Origin of the sequence: Vibrio sp. 10N.261.52.C11 (assembly GCF_041471405.1) — a bacterium.
GTDB classification, from domain to species: Bacteria; Pseudomonadota; Gammaproteobacteria; order Enterobacterales; family Vibrionaceae; genus Vibrio; species Vibrio crassostreae_C.
Map to the genome: position 1 here is coordinate 91,257 of NZ_JBFROI010000025.1, position 15,531 is coordinate 106,787.

The following is a 15,531-nucleotide window of genomic DNA, read 5'->3' on the forward strand; positions in this document are numbered from 1 at the left end:
CCAATCATATTGATTATTTGTAGTGAGACAGAGGGGTACTCAGGCTGAAATGGTCTTAAAGTTCCCCTCAGCTTAGCTCAAATAACAAGAAGCTAAGTCAACCAACTAATCAAATTTGTATTCGAAAATACAGAAGGTCTATCCTATGAAAAATACCATTAAGCTACTGGCTATCGCATGTGTTTTACTTACTCCAATGCTTGTCGCCGCTGCCGAACATAATCACAGTCACAATCATTTTAACCCTGAATTAGAGCAACTTGGCGACGACATTATTGGCCTAACCGTGTGTTACAAAAATGGTCATCTATCAGATGAGAATCAAGAGCCTGCGTTTATGAACCTTATCAACCACGCCAATGTAGAAGGTGAGGAGCTGGGGATGTACTACATGGATAAGTTGGGCCCTAAAGCCGAGCAAATCATGAGTGATGATGAGGCTCGACGTTTATGGACTGAAGATTATTGTGCTGATTTGACTGATACCTATTTGGACTCAGACAAGTTAGCTCAAAGAGCAAATGAACACAAAGGTCATTCCCACGGACACGATCATGAACATCACCATAATCATGACCACCATGGACATGGCGATTTAACGCCAGAGGTACTTGAACAAGATATTGAGAGAGGGCGTTTACTCAGTATCAACTAAGCCCAATAAAATAAGTCCATCCAACCTATTGTTAAATATTTACTATTTGTTAGTGTGTCTAGGTGCACATTGAGGATGTGTTTCATATTTAGCGAAGAAATATTAGGAGTTGCGATGAGTATTATAGTGAGACGGTCTGAGCCGTCAGATGCAAAGGGAATAAAAGAAGTTTACGAATGCACTAATGCTTATACCGGTACGCTGCAACTCCCAAATCCATCTCTGGAAAGCTGGCAAAAACGAATCTCTAATATACCTGACAACGTGTACTCGTATGTCGCGATGATCGACGATGAGATTGTTGGCAACTTGGGAATGGAAGTGTGCGTGAACCCAAGAAGACGACATGTGGCTTCATTTGGTATGGGTGTTAAAGACGATGTGTTAGGCAAAGGTGTCGGTAGCCAACTGCTCGCAACAGCAATCGACTTGTGTGATAACTGGATTAACATCAAGCGAATGGAGTTAACGGTGTATACCGATAACGAAAGAGCGATCAGTCTGTATAAGAAGTTTGGTTTCGTGATTGAAGGAGAGTCCGCAGGATTCGCTTTCAGAAATGGCGAATATGTGGCGGCTTATCATATGGCTCGACTAGTATAGCGCTCGGCTTCTAACCAAGGCTACAATTAAAACAGCTAGAGTTCTTCAATAGATAATAAAACGCCACGTTACAATAACGTGGCGTTTTCTATTTCAGTCAACTGATGCTTTGAAGCGCTTCAGTTTTAACTCTACTTAAGCTGTAAGAGGCTCAAGGTTGGCTGGACGGTAGTGTACAGATTTTAGTACTTTACCTTGGCGAACTGTTTTACCTTCCGATACAAAATCTTCAGCGCATTTAGCAATGATGTATTCACCTTTTTGAACCGCCATTAGCTTAATGTTCTGCTCAGCATAGAATGCTTCTGTTTCTGCGTATTCTGTTTCATTACGGCATACTTTGCTCATGTTGCTTGAGTGTACTTCGTCCCAGCAAGGTAAGAAGTCAATTGAACGGTTTTTGGCAACGTTCAACAGTAAGTCGATTAAGTAGCTGATCGCTAGGTTGTCTTCTACTTTGGATTGGCCAAGGTGAACCAAACGTCCCATCAAAACATAAACGCTGTCTACAATAGCGTCCGCTTGTTCGATTTTAGAGTCAGCTTCTGCAAGTTCTGTTAGCTCTTCGATCGCTAGAGAGGTATGTAGCGTATCGCCTTTTTCGTCCATTGTTTCAGGAGCAGCAACCGGCAGATCAAAAGTACTGCGGAACTCTTCAATGTCGCGGTAAAAGTGATCGTAGATTTCTTGGTTTAGTTGAGAAAGGTTCATATTCCTATCCATTTTGTTTCGTTAATGGACCATTTTAACAAAGGTAGGAATGGGGTGCTAACGCAAAGTGGAAGAACGCGACTTTTATTCATTGGACCAATGAGGTATTTTGCATACAAACTAATTGATTATTATGTTTTTTTACACTTTACTCTTCTTAATATACGAAATATTAATGTTGCCATTAATGTCAGCAGTAGTGGAATCCCATTTATGAACCAAGCCAGTGAAAGCGAAATTGTTATACGCCGCTTGTATCAAATCACCAATGATTATCGAAAGGGCTTCGATATTCAGATCGCTCAGCTGCTTATTATGGGGCTTGAACGCTTCAACCTTGATATTGGTATCTTATCGAAAGTCGATGGCAATACTTATGTTGTTGAACATTGTGTTACGCCTGAAGGGGTAGAACTCAATAGCGATGACACTTTTGATTATCGTTCAACCTATTGCGAAATTACCTGTAAATCGATTGGTCCTATCTGTATTGAGCATTGTGGCAAACACGATAAGTATGCGAAGCATCCTGCTTACCAGTCTTTTGGCTTGGAGTCTTATATTGGGGTTCCCATTTTCGTTAATGATGAGCTTTATGGCACCTTAAACTTTTCAAGCCCAGCACCCTATCATCGTGAGTTCAAAGAGTTCGATGTCGACGTGATGAGACTAATGGCATCATGGATCGAAGTGGAGCTGGTTAGAAGGCAGCAAGAACGAAAACTCAAAGAGTTGAATGAGAAATTGGAGTATCAAGCTCTGTATGATCCTCTGACACACTTGCCAAATAGACGTTGCTTGTTTAAAACGTTGAATGCGGAAGTCGAGCAGTTAAAAGGCTCTTTAGGAAAGGGAACCTTGGCGGTTGTCGACATCGACTTCTTTAAACAGGTTAACGACATTTACGGTCACCAAATGGGCGATGTTGTATTAAAGAAAGTGGCGAGCGTGCTGAACAATAACACTCAAAAGGGTGAGTTTGTGGCGCGTTTTGGTGGTGAAGAGTTCATTCTTTGGTATCCAAATAAAACACCAAATTATGTTGAAGATAAGTTCATGACTCTTTTGCAAGAGATGAAGAAAATCACACTGGATCGAAAGCCTGTCACTATATCAATTGGTGCGTGTCATTTTGAGTTGAGTACAGGGGATACCAAAGGGGAAAGGATGTCGGCGTTAGATAAGCTCATCAAAGTTGCCGATGAGTGTCTGTACATTGCGAAACAAAATGGACGAGATCAGTTCATTTCTCGTCCATATCATCAAGAGCGCTCAGGAATATGAGCCATCATGTTAGCGATTAACTGAACTATTAGCTAAACAAGTAAGGGAACAGTTGACGGCGTTCTTCTGGCGTTAAAGACTCGACTCTCGCGATGTTGGTATCAGGAATCGCTTCAGGGTTAGGGTAGTGCTTCAACACTTTTTCCATACTCGCTTCACGAATCAAATGGTAAACCGGATACGGAGAACGGTTCGTTAGATTTTCATCGTCTTCTGGATCCGCACCACCAAAGCAATAGTCTGGATGGAAGGTTGCCACTTGGTAAACGCCTTCCCAATCTTCTTGCTTGATCAACGCTTCAATCCAATCAATGAACATGTTGTAGTCGAAGAAATCTTGCAGCATGTTGGGTACAACCACCAAAGTCGTCTCCAACTCTGCGACAGGCGTGTTATCTAACTCTACGAAATGCGTCATGATGTCTTCCAATAACGCTTCTTCCGTATTCGCTTCACTCACAAAGATCTTAATCTGTTTATTACGTTGTGGCTTGGCTGCGAATGGACACAGGTTTAGGCCAATAACGACATCATCTAACCATTGTTTAACTTGGTCGTGGATGGTTTGAAGATCTGTGCTTTGAGTGTTCGACATAACAGGTTCCGAAATGAAATTTTGCGTAGGATATCAGAACGGACGTTAATCAAAAGCAATAATTGAGTTACAAACTCAGTCGTAGTTATGCTTGTGCGAGTTTGGAAGTCGATACTTGTAGCTGTTTCAACTGATAGACCCAAGCAAATATCGCGACATAGAAGATTGAACCACCTGCAATCACGCCATTCCAACCGAACAGTTGCCAGCAATATAAAAGCAAGAATCCACCTAAACTACCGCCAATATAATAGTGAACCAGATAGAGCGCGGTCGCTGTCGCCTTAGCGCTCGGTGCTTTTTGACTCACCCAAGAGTAGGCAAGAGTGTGGGCAAAGAACGCACCGCCACTAATCAATAACAAGCCAGCTAACATGAACGGGACTTTATCGACCGCAGAAACCAGCATTCCAATTAAGCTAATACACACGCCCATCAATATTCCGCTTAACGGGTCAAAGCGAAGTGTCCATTTGTTGGAGAGCTTAGAGCTTACCGTACCGGCCAAGTAACATAGGAATATCAGTGAAGCTAAACCAACGGGTACCGAGTGAGGTTCGGATACTAGCCTAAAGCCCATTACAGAGTACAGGTTAACAAACAGCGCGAAGTTAGCACCACCAATCAACATGGCAAGCCACAAGGTACGGTTTCTTAAGTGCATTACAACGGAGCGGTTGTGATGAAAGAACAGCCCTTTTTGAGGTTTGAAGTTCTGTTGGTCAGGTAGGCGATAGGCAATAAAGAGTGCACCAAGCAATGAACCGACAACGAAAAACAGTACAGTTGCATGCCAATCGAAATAGTCTGTAATTAAGCCGCCTAATACACGTCCGAAGATTCCACCCAATGAGTTGGCCGCAATATAACCTCCAATCGCGACAGCAAAGGCTTTGGGTGTTAACTCCTCAACCATATAGGCAACCGCCACACCAGCAAACGCCGCCACAGCGATGCCCATAAATGCGCGGGCAATAACGAGTTGCAACAAGGTAGTCGTGAACACCATGCTTAACCCTATTAATGGGATAGCGAACAGACTGAACAGAATAATGGGTTTACGACCAAAGGTTTCAGAGGCAATTGCCCAAGGTACCAAGCTAATCGAAAGGCCGAGTGTTGTAGCAGCAAATAACCAGTTGATCTGAGTTTCAGATACTTGGAAGTGCTCCGCCATGTGCGGCAAGATTGGCTGAAAGAGGTAAAGGTTACAGAAAATGATAAACGAGCCAATCGCCAATGATTGGGTGATGCGTTTGTATTGAGGACTGCCTTTATCAAACATTTACGTTGTGCCTGCACGAGTTAGTAAGCTATTTGTGAACAAGTTATCAGTACAAGTGTGATTAAAGAAATATATTAAAAATATCACCTCTATATATTAAATATATCGCCATGCTTGAATCAAAACCTCTTCGACATTTTCTGGCTGTTGCGCAGTTTGGTAACTTCACTCAGGCCGCCAAAGCGCTGCATATCGCGCAGCCCGCATTGAGCATTTCTATTAAAAAACTAGAACAGACGCTTGAGTTGATTCTATTCCGTCGAGGCGATAAATCCGTCACTTTAACGGAGGAGGGCAAAGTACTGTTTGAGCATGCAAAGCGAATCGCCCAGCAGTTTGATGATGCTCAGCTCGCGATGAATGAACTAAAGGGGCTAGAAAAAGGCGAGGTTCGATTAGGCGCTCCAAGTATGATGGGCAGTTACTTTTTCCCCCAAGTCGTGATGGCATTTAAAAACCAATACCCAAACCTAAAGTTGACCTTGATTGATGCAGGCACCGCATCTATTCGTGAAATGCTGTTAAACGGCGAACTCGATATTGGCGTAATTAATCATGAGAACGTTCCAGATGATTTGGAAACGGATCATCTGTTAAGTTCTGAGATGGTCGCCGTTGTCGGTAAGGAGCATCCGCTAGCACAACAGCCTTCGATGACCTTTGAAGAATTCTTTGCTCAAGAGCTGATCATGTTTAAATCGGGCTATTTCCACCGCGATTTTATCGATGCGACTTGTAAGAAGTACAATCTCGATATGACCATTGCGTTCGAAACCAATTTATTGCCAATGATTCTTTCTATCGTGAAGCGAGAGTTTGCCATCACCGCGTTGCTTAGCTTGGTGACAGAATACGAGGAAGATGTCGTAGGCGTGCCATTTAAAGACCCTGTGAAACTGAACCTATCTTTGGCGTGGAGAAAGGAAGGGTATCTGTCAAAAGCAGACCGAACCTTTATTGATTTCGTTAAGCGGTATGTGTGATTTAGTAAGATTTAAATAAACAAAGCCCGAACATCCTAGATTGGATATTCGGGCTTTGTTGTATAGAAGTATGACTGGCTCAGAGCACGTTAGGTGTTCTTTGAGTTATACATCTTATCGAAGTTTTTCTGATTCCAGCCGACCATCACTTGATCGCCGATTTTAAGCACGGGGATAGAACGAGCACCCATTGCTTGCAATTCTTTACGGCCACGCTGCATCTTTGCATTCGTCAGGCGGTAAACAATTTTCTTAGAGTCTAAATACCTTTGGGCATCTTTACAGTGCGGGCATTTGTCTGCGACGTACAATACAACACGTTTCATTTTTTCATTCTCTTGGTGAATCTCGCTAAAGTGTAACGAATCCTAGGTGATTAGAAAAGTGTGATCAGTTACACTATGCGGCTCAATTTTCAAGACCACAACGTATTGTCGTGGTGTAACTTGTACGGTCTTTCAGCATGCATCCTTCTTTACGCTATATTCAAGGCTATCCTAAGCACATTCTAGATCCTGTTACTCAACTTGTAGAGTCGGGTAAATTGGTGCCTTGGTTTGAAGCTCGCTACCCAAAGAATCATGAAATAAAAAGCGAGAAAGCCCTGTTTGACTATGCGATTGAGATAAAAAATCGCTACATGAAAAAAACACCACCGATCAGCAAAGTGATTTACGACGGCAAGATACACCTAATCAATAATGCGTTAGGTCTGCATTCTTACGTTGCTAAGAATCACGGTGGAAAGATCAAATCAAAGAATGAAATTCGTATCGCCAGTGTTTTTAAAAATGCACCAGAACCTTTGCTAAGAATGCTGGTGGTACACGAACTGGCGCATATCAAAGAGAAAGAGCACGACAAAGCCTTTTACCAACTATGCTGTCACATGGAACCGGAATATCATCAACTTGAGTTGGATGCCCGTTTATTCATGATGTATTTAGATTTAAAGAAGTAGCCCAATGAGCCAATCACAAAATAGAACGACGCTAAGCCTGTCGAAAAACAGCACTTCATCAGCAAAAACAAAAGACAACCAAGCTGATGTTAAGCCAAGTACAGCTAAGCCAAGCAGCGACAAGCGTATTTCTACAAAGAACACATCTGATAAAAGCCGCAAGAATAGTGCACCTAAAGGCGCGGGCAATAACAAAGCAAAGCGACCTTTTGCAAAAGATAGCAGAGGTAAACCGGGTGCCAATAAAGGATCATCGAATAAGGGTTCTTTCAATAAAACGGCTTTTAACAAGAACGCAGCTCAGAAAAGACGCTCGGCTGAAAAACCTCAAGGTGGATTACACCCAAGAAACCAGCACACTGGCCGCTATAACTTCGAGTTACTAGTTGCAGCCTTGCCTGAGCTAAAAGAGCATCTGATCAAGAATCCGGTTGGCGAAGACACCATTAATTTCTCTGATCCATTGGCTGTTAAGCTACTCAACAAAGCTTTGTTGGCGCATCACTATGGCGTTAAACATTGGGATATTCCTGCTGGTTACTTGTGCCCGCCAATTCCTGGTCGTGCAGACTACATTCACAGAGTGGCCGACATCCTTAATAGCGATGGCCAAGGTGAACCCTATAACCACGCGTCTGTGAAAGCATTAGATATTGGTGTCGGTGCAAACTGTATCTACCCAATCATTGGTGCGACAGAGTATAAGTGGCGTTGTACAGGGACAGATGTTGATTCAGTCTCCATCAAAACAGCGAACTTCATAGCGGAAAGCAACCCTAATCTAAAAGGTAAGATCCGCGCTCGCCTACAAGCTGACTCTGAATCTATCTTTAAGGGCGTGATTAAGGATAATGAACGTTACGATGTCACTATTTGTAATCCTCCATTCCACAGCTCTCTTGAAGAGGCTGAAAAGGGGTCACAACGTAAACTGGATAATCTAGCGGCGAACCGTGCTAAGAAAGCCGGTCAGTCATTCAAGCCTGAAACGAACAAGAAGCCAGTTAAGTTAGATAAATCAACTAAGCAAGCTAAACCAACCTTAAACTTTGGTGGTCAAAAAGCCGAGCTTTGGTGCCCAGGTGGTGAAGCCGCTTTCATTATGAAGATGGCAAGAGAGAGTCAACTTTTTGCTACTCAAGTTTTGTGGTTTACGACATTGATTTCTAAGAAAGACAACGTCGATATGGTTCGTTCAGAACTGGGCAAGCTGCGAGCGAAACAAGTAAAAGTCGTCGAGATGTCACAAGGCCAGAAGGTAAGTCGCTTTATCGCATGGACCTTTATGGACGATGAGCAAAGACAAGAGTGGATTGCGCTAAAATAGCGGCTGCACTTAGTTAAGTTATTAAGCTGAAATACGGACGGGCTTGTTGTTAACGCAACAAGCCCGTTTTTTGTGTTTTACCTATACGCTAAGCAGAAAGCAACTCATCTAACTTACTCTGATATTTCTGCTCTAGAGCTCTGTTGCCTGCTTTATTTTCGAGATCGACCAAGATTTTAAGTGATGGAATTTGATAGCCATAACGCTGGTGGAATTTGAATAAACGGAGTCGAGCTTCATTGTAATCGGCGTCACTCACTTCAATCTTTGAAAGCTGCAGTATCGATTTCACGCGGTTTGGATCGTGGTCAATTGCTCTGCTAAAGTAGTACTTCGCTTGGTCCGTATTGCCAGCCTTAAATGCGCAAAACGCGGCATTTTCATAACTTGCAGATACCAAGTAGTAGTAAGGTTGATCGATAGCGCGATTAAAGTACTTATCAGCTTGCTCGTATTCGCCCTGTTTACACAAGAAGGTACCGTAGTTGTTCAATACATTGCCGTTTCTTGAATCAAGACTGAGTGCTTTACGGTAAGTGGTTCTCGCTTCATCTACTTCACCCACTTGTTCGTAGTAATGCGCCATTGAAAGCCGAGCACGGTAGTAGCTAGGTGCGTGTTTAATCGCGAGCTCAAGGTTTTCACGCGCTCTCACCATATTGCCTTGTCCCATATAGCCCAAACCTAATTCGATTCGAGATTCAGACATCGCGATAGGATCACTTTCAATCTTTGGCGGTCCTTCAGTGACAGAGACACAACCGGCCAAGGAAAGCGAGGCAAGTAGTACCACACTTGATAACGAAAGAGGGCGGGACAACGAAATCGGATTTGAAAATGATGGCTTGGCAGGCATGTGAAGCTCCTTATGAACACCAACCCATCATATGAAATCAAACCCATTGAAGTCGTAAATCTATCATGGAATGCGACCCACACACCATAAAAAAACCGCGTCCAATTCGTCGTTTTATCAACAACATACTGAACACGGTTTATGTGTTTGTGAATCGGAAGAAAGAATTTAATCGTCTTTGGTAAAGTTGTCTTCGCTGAAATGATCCAGATCGTAAGGCGTTTGTTGGTAAACGCAGTAGTTTAGCCAGTTTGAGAACAACAAGTGTCCGTGGCTGCGCCAGCTTGCAACCGGTTTGTTGTCTGGATTGTTATTCGGGTAGTAGTTGATTGGTATCACAGGCTCCATGCCTTCACCCAAATCTCGAATGTACTCATTGTGAAGTGTGTGAGAGTCGTACTCAGGGTGACCCGTTACAAACACGTTTCGCTTATCTTTGGTTGCTGCTAGGTATACGCCTGCAACATCAGAAGTTGCAAGAACATCAAGGTCAGTATGTTCCGCTAAGTACTCTTGAGAGAAGTCCGCATAGCGAGAGTGCGGAGCTAAGAATGTATCGTCGAAGCCACGTAAAATAGGGTGGTATGGGTTATGTATCTCGTGGTTATAAACACCAGACAGCTTCTCTTTACGAGTGCGTTTTGGCAAATCATATAATAACTTCAAACCAGCCTGAGCCGCCCAACACACGTATAGCGTTGAAGTAACGTGCTTGTTTGCCCATTCCATGATGGTTTTCAGGTGATCCCAGTAGATCACATCTTCAAATTGAACCAAGCCAAGCGGCGCACCAGTGATGATCAATCCATCAAAGTTTCTTTCTTTGACCATTTCAAATTGGCGGTAGAAGTTATCAAGGTGTTCAGTCGGTGTGTTTTTACTTGGTCGGTCATCAATGCGCAGCAGCTCTACATCCACTTGCAATGGGCTGTTCGATAGTAGGCGTAAAAATTGAGTTTCAGTTTCAATCTTCTTCGGCATTAGGTTGAGGATCAAGACTCGAAGTGGACGAATTTCCTGTGTCGATGCTCTTGATAACGGCATAACGAAGATGTTTTCTTCACGAAGAACATCGGATGCTGGCAATTGGTCTGGAATGCGAATAGGCACAGCTTTCTCCCTAAGCTAGATATGTAGACGTCTATACATCTAAATCTATAGTAGTTTGATACGCTTGTCGATATGCAAAATGGATAGATGTAAATTATTTGTGTTTTCTATCAGAAGCAATCCACGCGCTTCGAGGGGAGTCTCATTGTATTCAGTGATTGTCTGAGTCGTGTGTAAGTACTTGGTTTTCGTATGCTGAGCAGAGGCAGTTATCAGAGCAACTCGTTACTATTTACGATAAACTCATGTTTTCAAATTAGCCTGTACAGTGACAGATGAAGTTAATACTCATTCGAGGGTTGCCCGGTTCTGGCAAATCAACAAAAGCAAAAACCTACGATGCATTGCATGTCGAAGCCGATATGTATTATGTGAATGAGCAAGGTGAGTACCATTTTGATCCTAGGCAGCTGCAACAAGCTCATGAGTGGTGTCAAAACACAGCTGAAAACGGCTTAAAGCAAGGGTTTGATGTGGTTGTTTCGAATACCTTTATTAAGCATTGGGAAATGAAAGCCTACCGCCAACTTGCACTCAAATATAAAGCAGAATTAATTATCGAAGTGTGCCGAGAGCAATATGGCACTATTCACGACATTGAACCTTCAGTAATTAAGCGTATGGCGAAAGACTGGCAAGAATAGCCTCGTTCTTCTTCTGCTTGCGTGGCTGAATGGCAAATAGAATTAAATTAATAGAACAACTTCAAGGTAACGATTGAAATGGCAAAGCGCTCTGTTGTGGTCGACATGACTTCTTATGGTATCTATTCCACATGGGATTCAAAATCTAAAGATCTTCCAAAAATCCAAGAGTTCACCACCACCGTTGATGCTGAAATCGACGTAGAGTTTGGCTATATCCTGAATATCAAAAAAGCCAAAGGTGAGAAGATCCGTTACTGCATTTATCACCCAAACATCACCACAGACAAAGGTGAAGTGCTCGAACCGTTTGATGGTGAGGAGTATGTCGGTAACAATGACTGGGATTTCTACTTAGGTGACACTATCTGGGCTCCTGTCTCGAACAAGCTAGGAAAGTGGCGCATGACGGTTGAGCTAAAAGGCAACATCATCGCCGACAAGACATTCGACCTAGTAGCAAAAGACGAAGGCCAATTCTGGAAGCGTAGAGGGTTTTAGGTTCGACCTTCTATGCTCACCTAAACAACAAAAAGCCGAGCATCGTGATGATGTCTCGGCTTTTTTCATTGTGCTAGATAGAAGTGACTACCTAACTAATGGATTCGATTATTGCGTTACGTAAGCCACAACAAACTCAGTGATTGCGACCATGTCTTTCACTGCAATGTACTCTTCAGTGGTGTGAACTTTCGCCATACCAGTAGAAAGGTTAACTGTTGTCAGGCCTTTTGCGTTGAAGTTGTTTGCATCGCTACCGCCGCCAGTGCGTTTAGTGTTCGCTGTGACGCCAAGCTTCTCAAACGCCGATTTGATAGAAAGAATGTGCGGATGATCGTCTGCAATAACGAATGCATCGTAAGCACGAGTTGATTCGATTTCTACTTCAGCGCCGAACTGCTTAGCACTTTCTTGGAATGTAGAGATCATATGTTCAACTTGAGCCGTTAGCTTTTCGCCGTTTAGAGAACGTGCTTCAGCCACGACTTTAAGCTCTGGCATTACGATGTTAGTTGCTTGACCACCTTCAACAATACCAACGTTTGCTGTCGTTTCTTCATCGATACGAAGTAGGTTCATCTTAGTGATAGCGTCTGCAGCAACTTGAATTGCGCTGATGCCTTCTTCTGGTGCTAAACCAGCGTGAGCAGGGCGACCTTTGATTTTAGCAACAATCTTCTGCTGGCCAGGCGCTGCGTTTACGATAGTGCCAATTGGACCGCCTGTATCAAGTACGATTGCGTGCTCAGATTGAATGTAAGACATATCGAAGTTCAAAGAGCCGAACAGACCGCCTTCTTCGAATACAGTAAATGCAATCTCGATAGTTTTGTGCTCTTGTCCTTCAGCTTTAATGCAACGAACCGCTTCCATGATAGCTGCGATACCAGACTTGTCGTCACCACCTAGAATTGTGTTGCCTTTTGAACGGATGATACCGTCTTCGATGATTGGCTCAATGCCGATGCCTGGCGTTACTGTGTCCATGTGGCAGCTGAACACTGTGCTACCTGGAAGAGTGCCATCTAGACGAGCGTAGATGTTGAAACCATTAGACACTTCTTCAGGAACCGCCAGTTTGTGAACTTCAAAACCTAGTTCACCGAGTTGCTCAGCCAAAGCTTCAGCAATCGCTTTTTCGTTACGAGATTCACTATCAATTTTCACTAGATCGCAGAAATGTTCTACAAGACGTTGTTCATTAATTTGGGTCATTGTTAATTCTCATTATGCTTCCGCTTGTTCAAAAAGAAGCCGCGGAGGTAGGAACAGGAAAATCACTATAACGCCAATGAGGTAGATGATTGTCTGAGTTAAATCAAGAAAGTTGCCTGATTATTCTAATTAATGAGAAAAACCCAATTCAGATCCACCAGTGCGCAGGATTTTAATCTGTATATCTGTCGGGTATAATGTTTGACCGCTCTTAAAAAAACGTCAATAAAATTGGAATTCAATCAATAATGGCCCTGATAAATGAATAGAAACAATGTGTTAGGTTCATTCCTTTTCGTGGTGCTGATGAGTATTGTGCTGGGGCTGTATTTGCTCTATCCAACTTATGACGACGATTTAAAGCATATTCGCCCTGAAAACCCGAGTGTTTATAGTCCAGAGAAAGAGTTATCACTCTCTCAATATGGATCTGCGTTGATCGATATTCTCGATGTATCTCGCGGTGACCCTAATTTAGCTTCCCAACAACTTGAGGCTCTCCAAGCCAAGTTCCCAGACCAAGATAAAGCCATCTATCGTGCTTACGAATTGATGATTTTGTCCAACCTCGCGCAACATAAGTTGGATACCGAAGCGGTTTCCGAATACGTCAGGCAGATTAAAGCACTCGCACAACACGAACATATGGGTTGGCTAAAGGCCCAATCTCTCGTTGAATTGGCGATTGAATACATCAGTAAGGGTGAGCTAGCGGAATCTGAAATCCAAATCAGAGCAGCGATAGATATCGCAGAATCGCTTCACTATGAAGAGTTGTTGATTAAGGCCTATAACACGGCTGGTGTCATCAATAACATCCGCAATGACTTTCCTGAAGCTCAATACTTTTTCCATAAAGGTTTAGACCTTGGTAAGAAGTACCCTCATCACATCTACAACAGCAAGTTAGTGTCAAATATGGCACTGCTTTATATCTATTTGGAAGACTGGCCTAAAGCGCTCAAGCTGATTAAAAGAGCCAAAAAGCTCTATTACAAGAGTGGACTACTCGAAGCGTCTACCATCGGCGTGCTGCATGTGAATGAGTCTTTTGCTTATCTGCGCAGTGGTGATTTAGTCAAAGGCCGAGAAGCATATCAAAGTGCGGCTAAGCTAAATGGCGATAACGTGAGTGAACGATACAAAATCATCCTATTAAAAGCAGAGAGTGATGTGTTGTTGGCGGAAAAGAACTTTGAGTCAGCACGACAAGTCGCAAACTTGTGTCTTAGATACCCAGGCGTGGACAAATACACACTTCAATTGGGGCAGTGTTACCTAAATAGAGCCTTAGCGAACATTGGTTTGAACCGAGATAATTTTGTTTTTGCTGATCTAAAGCGATCGTCTGCAATGTTCGATGTTGTGGGGACTCGCAGCTGGAAGGTCCTCGGCTTAAGAACACTTGCTGAATACTATGATTCGAGAGGCGACAGCGAGAACGCACTTCGTTACTTCAAACTCTATTACAAGGGCAACAAAGCGCTGCTATTTGATAAGCGCCAGAGTGATATCTTTTTACTAGAGCAAGATTTCGCTACAGCATCATTAGCTCGAGAAAACGAACTGCTTAACGCAGAAAAAGAGTTAGGTGAGCTGACATTAGATAAGCAGCAGCTACGAAATCGAATTGTTGTCGCCTTGGGTATCATGGTGATGATAAGCGCCACGTTACTATTGATAAGGTTACGCTCGATCCAGAAGACCAACAAAGAACTACTTAAGCAATCAACAAGATGCGAACTGACAGGCTTATACAATAGGCGTTACTTAGAGCAACGGTTAACTCAGCCGATGCCACATCATTTGTCGTCGTTTGGGTATACGCTCGCTATTCTAGATTTAGACCGCTTCAAACAAGTTAATGACACTTATGGGCATGATATTGGTGACCAAGTGCTGGTGGAAGTCGCTAAGCGTTTAGAGAAAATCTTATCAACAAACGATGTAGTGGCAAGATGGGGTGGGGAAGAGTTTGTTTTGTTGCTGGCTGGGAATCAAGATCCTAATAAAGAGCTTAAGCTTATAAGGCAAGCGATCGCTGACCGAGCGATTGAAACGCATTCTGGCCCATTAGAATTAACCACATCGATTGGTGCGACGACTCATCTAACGGAGCAACAGTTGAATAGCCGTACCTATAAGAAACACTTGAAATCGGCAGACGATGCTTTGTATCAAGCTAAGCAGTCAGGGCGCAATAAAGTCGTTATCATTTGAGTTCCTAAACTTAGTTAATCCCCTGCAATCAAGAAACCTGAACTTCAATAACTAAGCGAATAAGAGTGCTTATCTGAACTAATACGGCTATTTACTCTTATTCGCTTAATTCATACTGTGATTTGGCTTGGTGGGTTACTTAGCGACACCTTGAAGCATTTCAACCAATTCGCCTTCTGTCGCTGGTTCGCTAGCGAGTTCAATCACAGCCGAAGCTCCTCCCTTTAACATGTAGGCTTGGGTTCCGCAGTGGTCATAGTGGAACCATTTACCATCTACACATACGTCGGTATAACATCTTGGGTCTTGTTTAAGTTCCATATCAATTTCCTTATTAACATTTGTCTAACGTTTTTCAGACTAGTTGATCACAAATCTAGGTAAATTGATCTAAATCAATCTAGAGTGTAATTGATGATTTAATTATCAAAATAAGAGAGGTGTGTCTAGTGAAGGAGCGACCTCTCGTTGGGCACTGCGCTCAAAGGTCGTGATTCTGGTTGGCAACTCTCGCTCTTTTGCTTGCCAGGTGATGCTTTTCTACATACGCTAGCTACTCTCTTAATCCCTATACAGACTTG

At 43.0% G+C, this 15,531-nt stretch carries 17 protein-coding genes; 9 read left to right on the forward strand and 8 right to left on the reverse strand.

The window, feature by feature from the left end; all coding sequences use genetic code 11:
- Window positions 1-145 precede the first annotated feature (145 nt).
- Both AB4323_RS10685 and AB4323_RS10690 read left to right on the forward strand, forming a co-directional pair.
- Complete coding sequence (locus tag AB4323_RS10685; RefSeq protein ID WP_017066167.1) at window positions 146-655, forward strand: hypothetical protein; 510 nt, start codon at window positions 146-148, stop codon at window positions 653-655.
- A gap of 114 nt (window positions 656-769) precedes the next feature.
- Window positions 770-1,258 (forward strand): GNAT family N-acetyltransferase, encoded by a 489-nt coding sequence (locus tag AB4323_RS10690; protein ID WP_048658534.1) that lies wholly within the window; start codon window positions 770-772, stop codon window positions 1,256-1,258.
- A gap of 135 nt (window positions 1,259-1,393) precedes the next feature.
- On the opposite strand, the gene AB4323_RS10695 is transcribed toward AB4323_RS10690, so the two are convergent.
- Window positions 1,394-1,969 (reverse strand): nucleoside triphosphate pyrophosphohydrolase family protein, encoded by a 576-nt coding sequence (locus AB4323_RS10695; RefSeq protein WP_372152427.1) that lies wholly within the window; start codon window positions 1,967-1,969, stop codon window positions 1,394-1,396.
- A gap of 213 nt (window positions 1,970-2,182) precedes the next feature.
- Between AB4323_RS10695 and AB4323_RS10700 the strand changes: the two genes are divergently transcribed.
- Window positions 2,183-3,253 (forward strand): diguanylate cyclase domain-containing protein, encoded by a 1,071-nt coding sequence (locus AB4323_RS10700; protein WP_372152430.1) that lies wholly within the window; start codon window positions 2,183-2,185, stop codon window positions 3,251-3,253.
- Window positions 3,254-3,281: 28 nt separating this feature from the next.
- Here AB4323_RS10700 and AB4323_RS10705 read toward each other — a convergent pair whose 3' ends face one another.
- Window positions 3,282-3,848, reverse strand: a complete 567-nt coding sequence (locus AB4323_RS10705; RefSeq protein ID WP_009846920.1) for a DUF1415 domain-containing protein — start codon at window positions 3,846-3,848, stop codon at window positions 3,282-3,284.
- 85 nt (window positions 3,849-3,933) lie between these two features.
- Window positions 3,934-5,133, reverse strand: a complete 1,200-nt coding sequence (locus AB4323_RS10710; protein WP_102333264.1) for an MFS transporter — start codon at window positions 5,131-5,133, stop codon at window positions 3,934-3,936.
- A gap of 110 nt (window positions 5,134-5,243) precedes the next feature.
- Between AB4323_RS10710 and AB4323_RS10715 the strand changes: the two genes are divergently transcribed.
- Window positions 5,244-6,116 (forward strand): LysR family transcriptional regulator, encoded by an 873-nt coding sequence (locus AB4323_RS10715; protein ID WP_372152433.1) that lies wholly within the window; start codon window positions 5,244-5,246, stop codon window positions 6,114-6,116.
- A gap of 89 nt (window positions 6,117-6,205) precedes the next feature.
- Here AB4323_RS10715 and AB4323_RS10720 read toward each other — a convergent pair whose 3' ends face one another.
- Window positions 6,206-6,442, reverse strand: coding sequence for a glutaredoxin family protein (locus AB4323_RS10720; RefSeq protein ID WP_016786183.1), 237 nt, complete (start codon window positions 6,440-6,442; stop codon window positions 6,206-6,208).
- 137 nt (window positions 6,443-6,579) lie between these two features.
- Between AB4323_RS10720 and AB4323_RS10725 the strand changes: the two genes are divergently transcribed.
- Together AB4323_RS10725 and rlmF are read left to right on the forward strand one after the other, a co-directional pair.
- On the forward strand, window positions 6,580-7,077 hold the full coding sequence (locus tag AB4323_RS10725; RefSeq protein ID WP_004734935.1) for a YgjP-like metallopeptidase domain-containing protein: 498 nt from the start codon (window positions 6,580-6,582) through the stop codon (window positions 7,075-7,077).
- A 4-nt stretch (window positions 7,078-7,081) separates the two neighbouring features.
- On the forward strand, window positions 7,082-8,404 hold the full coding sequence (gene rlmF, locus AB4323_RS10730; RefSeq protein WP_017066172.1) for a 23S rRNA (adenine(1618)-N(6))-methyltransferase RlmF: 1,323 nt from the start codon (window positions 7,082-7,084) through the stop codon (window positions 8,402-8,404).
- 88 nt (window positions 8,405-8,492) lie between these two features.
- Here the strand turns inward: rlmF and pilW are convergent, their stop codons facing one another.
- Complete coding sequence (gene pilW, locus AB4323_RS10735; RefSeq protein ID WP_372122253.1) at window positions 8,493-9,260, reverse strand: type IV pilus biogenesis/stability protein PilW; 768 nt, start codon at window positions 9,258-9,260, stop codon at window positions 8,493-8,495.
- Window positions 9,261-9,428: 168 nt separating this feature from the next.
- The gene (gene metA, locus AB4323_RS10740; protein WP_017066439.1) at window positions 9,429-10,370 is read right to left on the reverse strand and encodes a homoserine O-succinyltransferase; all 942 of its coding nucleotides are present in this window, start codon (window positions 10,368-10,370) and stop codon (window positions 9,429-9,431) included.
- A 275-nt stretch (window positions 10,371-10,645) separates the two neighbouring features.
- Here metA and AB4323_RS10745 point away from each other — a divergent pair, with 275 nt between their 5' ends.
- Window positions 10,646-11,014, forward strand: coding sequence for an ATP-binding protein (locus tag AB4323_RS10745; RefSeq protein ID WP_017065537.1), 369 nt, complete (start codon window positions 10,646-10,648; stop codon window positions 11,012-11,014).
- A gap of 78 nt (window positions 11,015-11,092) precedes the next feature.
- Window positions 11,093-11,515, forward strand: a complete 423-nt coding sequence (locus tag AB4323_RS10750; RefSeq protein ID WP_019824122.1) for a DUF3859 domain-containing protein — start codon at window positions 11,093-11,095, stop codon at window positions 11,513-11,515.
- A gap of 108 nt (window positions 11,516-11,623) precedes the next feature.
- Here AB4323_RS10750 and AB4323_RS10755 read toward each other — a convergent pair whose 3' ends face one another.
- Window positions 11,624-12,730: a M20/M25/M40 family metallo-hydrolase gene (locus AB4323_RS10755; RefSeq protein WP_017059177.1), complete on the reverse strand. Its 1,107-nt coding sequence runs from the start codon at window positions 12,728-12,730 to the stop codon at window positions 11,624-11,626.
- Window positions 12,731-12,991: 261 nt separating this feature from the next.
- Here AB4323_RS10755 and AB4323_RS10760 point away from each other — a divergent pair, with 261 nt between their 5' ends.
- Window positions 12,992-14,950: a diguanylate cyclase domain-containing protein gene (locus tag AB4323_RS10760; RefSeq protein ID WP_372152435.1), complete on the forward strand. Its 1,959-nt coding sequence runs from the start codon at window positions 12,992-12,994 to the stop codon at window positions 14,948-14,950.
- A gap of 135 nt (window positions 14,951-15,085) precedes the next feature.
- On the opposite strand, the gene AB4323_RS10765 is transcribed toward AB4323_RS10760, so the two are convergent.
- Window positions 15,086-15,271 carry a hypothetical protein gene (locus AB4323_RS10765; RefSeq protein ID WP_017059179.1) on the reverse strand — a complete coding sequence of 62 codons (186 nt, stop codon included), beginning with the start codon at window positions 15,269-15,271 and terminating at the stop codon, window positions 15,086-15,088.
- Between the last annotated feature and the right edge of the window lie 260 nt (window positions 15,272-15,531).

What these genes read in the sequence shown, in the direction of transcription:
- AB4323_RS10685 (WP_017066167.1), top strand. Translation starts at nt 146, where the DNA reads ATGAAAAATACCATTAAGCTACTGGCTATCGCATGTGTTTTACTTACT.
- AB4323_RS10750 (WP_019824122.1), top strand. Translation starts at nt 11,093, where the DNA reads ATGGCAAAGCGCTCTGTTGTGGTCGACATGACTTCTTATGGTATCTAT.
- AB4323_RS10725 (WP_004734935.1), top strand. Translation starts at nt 6,580, where the DNA reads ATGCATCCTTCTTTACGCTATATTCAAGGCTATCCTAAGCACATTCTA.
- AB4323_RS10745 (WP_017065537.1), top strand. Translation starts at nt 10,646, where the DNA reads ATGAAGTTAATACTCATTCGAGGGTTGCCCGGTTCTGGCAAATCAACA.
- AB4323_RS10700 (WP_372152430.1), top strand. Translation starts at nt 2,183, where the DNA reads ATGAACCAAGCCAGTGAAAGCGAAATTGTTATACGCCGCTTGTATCAA.
- AB4323_RS10710 (WP_102333264.1), bottom strand. Translation starts at nt 5,133, where the DNA reads ATGTTTGATAAAGGCAGTCCTCAATACAAACGCATCACCCAATCATTG.
- AB4323_RS10690 (WP_048658534.1), top strand. Translation starts at nt 770, where the DNA reads ATGAGTATTATAGTGAGACGGTCTGAGCCGTCAGATGCAAAGGGAATA.
- AB4323_RS10705 (WP_009846920.1), bottom strand. Translation starts at nt 3,848, where the DNA reads ATGTCGAACACTCAAAGCACAGATCTTCAAACCATCCACGACCAAGTT.
- AB4323_RS10760 (WP_372152435.1), top strand. Translation starts at nt 12,992, where the DNA reads ATGAATAGAAACAATGTGTTAGGTTCATTCCTTTTCGTGGTGCTGATG.
- AB4323_RS10765 (WP_017059179.1), bottom strand. Translation starts at nt 15,271, where the DNA reads ATGGAACTTAAACAAGACCCAAGATGTTATACCGACGTATGTGTAGAT.
- AB4323_RS10715 (WP_372152433.1), top strand. Translation starts at nt 5,244, where the DNA reads ATGCTTGAATCAAAACCTCTTCGACATTTTCTGGCTGTTGCGCAGTTT.
- AB4323_RS10695 (WP_372152427.1), bottom strand. Translation starts at nt 1,969, where the DNA reads ATGAACCTTTCTCAACTAAACCAAGAAATCTACGATCACTTTTACCGC.
- AB4323_RS10720 (WP_016786183.1), bottom strand. Translation starts at nt 6,442, where the DNA reads ATGAAACGTGTTGTATTGTACGTCGCAGACAAATGCCCGCACTGTAAA.
- rlmF (WP_017066172.1), top strand. Translation starts at nt 7,082, where the DNA reads ATGAGCCAATCACAAAATAGAACGACGCTAAGCCTGTCGAAAAACAGC.
- AB4323_RS10755 (WP_017059177.1), bottom strand. Translation starts at nt 12,730, where the DNA reads ATGACCCAAATTAATGAACAACGTCTTGTAGAACATTTCTGCGATCTA.
- pilW (WP_372122253.1), bottom strand. Translation starts at nt 9,260, where the DNA reads ATGCCTGCCAAGCCATCATTTTCAAATCCGATTTCGTTGTCCCGCCCT.